Source organism: Arthrobacter sp. Y3223164, from assembly GCF_059091005.1.
Window position 1 is genome coordinate 1 of record NZ_JBNHGF010000421.1, and the last position, 2,290, is coordinate 2,290.

Consider the following 2,290-nt stretch of genomic DNA (forward strand, 5'->3'; position numbering starts at 1 on the left):
CGCCGGGGTCCCGAAGAACCGGCAGGGCCAGGGCATCGCGAAGCAGATCGCGCTGGCGCGGCGGGAATCCCCGCACCGCGCCGCGCTCATGCTCGGCGTCGCGAAGATCCTTGTCACCGAAATGCCTCACACCCTCAACGCCCTGGCCACCGGGCATCTGAACGAGTGGCGCGCAGCGACCCTGGTCCGCGAAACCGCGTGCCTGACCAAGGAAGACCGGGCCGCGGTGGACCAGGAACTGGCCGGCAACCCGGCCCGCCTGCACGGGCTGGGCAACCGGCAACTCGAAGCCGAAGCCAAACGGATCGCCTACCGTCTGGACCCCCGCGCCGTGGTGAACCGCGCCGCGAAAGCCGAAGCCGACCGGCACGTCTCCGCCCGCCCCCAACCCGACACCATGGTGGCCGTCCGGACACTGCTGCCCGTCGTCCAGGGCGTGGCCCTGATGGCCGCGCTGCACCGCGAAGCCGACCGGTTGCGCAACAACGGCGACGCCAGGACACGCGGCCAGGCCATGGCTGACACCATGTTCGAACGCGTCACCGGTGCCACCACCGCCGACCCCGCCCGCACCGAAATACAGCTCGTCATGACGGACCGCGCCCTGCTCCAAGGCGACAGCGAACCGGCCTGGCTCACTGGCTACGGCGTCGTCCCGGCTCAATACGCCCGGGACCTCATCCGCCTTCCGCAAAACCCGCCCGTACCAACCGGCACCGCCAGGGGCGGCACCGGCCACGCGGCGGGCTTGGCCGGCAAGAGGCCACCCGACCAAAGAGCACCGGCAGGAACGCTGACCGGCCATGAGCCGTTGGGCCAAGCGCCCGGGCAGAATGCGCCGCCGGCAGGCACCGAACCTGGTTGGAAGACCGCACGGCAGACCGCCCGACGCAGCAAAGAGCTGAAACCCGGCGGCGTTGCGGACGTCTGGATCCGCCGCCTCTACACCGCCCCCGGCACCGGGCAACTGCTCGGTATGGATTCGAAAGCCCGCAGGTTCCCGGCCGGACTACGCCGGATGGTCATCGCCCGCGACCAGGTCTGCTCCGGCCCCTGGTGCGACGCCCCGATCCGGCACATCGACCACATCGTCGCCTGGTCCGACGGCGGGAAAACCACCATTACCAACGGACAGGGCCTGTGCGAACGCTGTAACCAGGACAAAGAAGCCGAAGGCTGGTCCAGCCGGACAGTCGGCGGGCCCCTGCACCAGGTCGAAACCACGACCCCCACCGGGCACACCTACATCAACACCGCGCCGCCACCGCCGGGCACGCCTCCGCCCGGAACGAAAGCGGCCTAGCGGCCGGCCCGTTGGCGCTCGTGGCCGCTCGGTGCAGCCCTCAGACTCTTCTCGAATCCGGCGATTAGCAGCTAGCCGGCCCCGATGGCCACCAGGCTCTGCTGCCCGACGTCGAGGCACGCCCCGAGGAGTAGGACCACCACATAGGCGCTGACCGGGACCAGCAGCGCCCACTCGCGTGCCGAACCGGCATTGCCCAGCAGCGGCAGGGCGAAGTAGCCGTTCCGCCGCCAGATGGCGTTGAGCAGCGGGATCCTGCGCCACACCTTGGGTGGCTTGATTCGCAGCGGCCACAGCAGGTTCACTCCCCCGGTGGTCAGCATGTCGCCGAGCACATGCATGACGACGCCGATGCCCATGGCCAGCGGGAACCAGTTGTGCTGTTCCGGGGCGTACAGGGCGATGAAGACCGCCACAGACAGGCCGACGGCCCACGGTATTTTCTGCAGCCCGTCGGGCAGGAACTTCAGCGCCTTGGCGGCAAAGGCCACCAGCAACACGCACAGAATGCCGGCGCCCGGGTAGACCGTGCCGAACCGCTCGGTCTCGGCAGTCCAGAGCCCGGCGACCCACGCGATCGCGACGAACGCCGCCAGGCCGATCAGCGAGTGAGTGCCCCTGCGGTGCCCGCCGGCCACAGCGCCAATACCGGCACAGACGGCATTGGAGAGCGGCGGCAACGAGCGGGCGATGGTGGCGTGGCGGTGATCGGCATCCGGGACGAGTGCGGCGCCGGCGGTCACCATGGCACCGGTGATCAGGCCGAGCGGCCCCACGTCCAGCAGCCCCCAGCCCAGGGTGAGGCTCTGCCCGCCCCAGCCCATCGGCGTCGTCAGGGCATCCAGCGGTATGTGGACCTGGCTGGTGACCGCGATCCAGGCGGCGGCGCCGGAGAGGGCGTGGTGGGCTCCCATCATGATGGGCAGGGTCCTTTCGGGAGTGCGGCGTCCGCGCGCAGCCCTTCGGCCGCCGCGGTGGGGCCGGGTC

General features: G+C 70.4%; 2 protein-coding genes. One reads left to right on the forward strand and one right to left on the reverse strand.

The genetic code is table 11. The features are described from left to right. On the forward strand, nt 1-1,303 hold a 1,303-nt coding region (locus AC5RUJ_RS14905), incomplete at its 5' end, for an HNH endonuclease (RefSeq protein WP_494156102.1). A gap of 71 nt (nt 1,304-1,374) precedes the next feature. Here the strand turns inward: AC5RUJ_RS14905 and AC5RUJ_RS14910 are convergent. Then, nucleotides 1,375-2,290: metal-dependent hydrolase (locus AC5RUJ_RS14910; RefSeq protein WP_494156103.1), on the reverse strand; the 916-nt coding region annotated here is incomplete at its 5' end.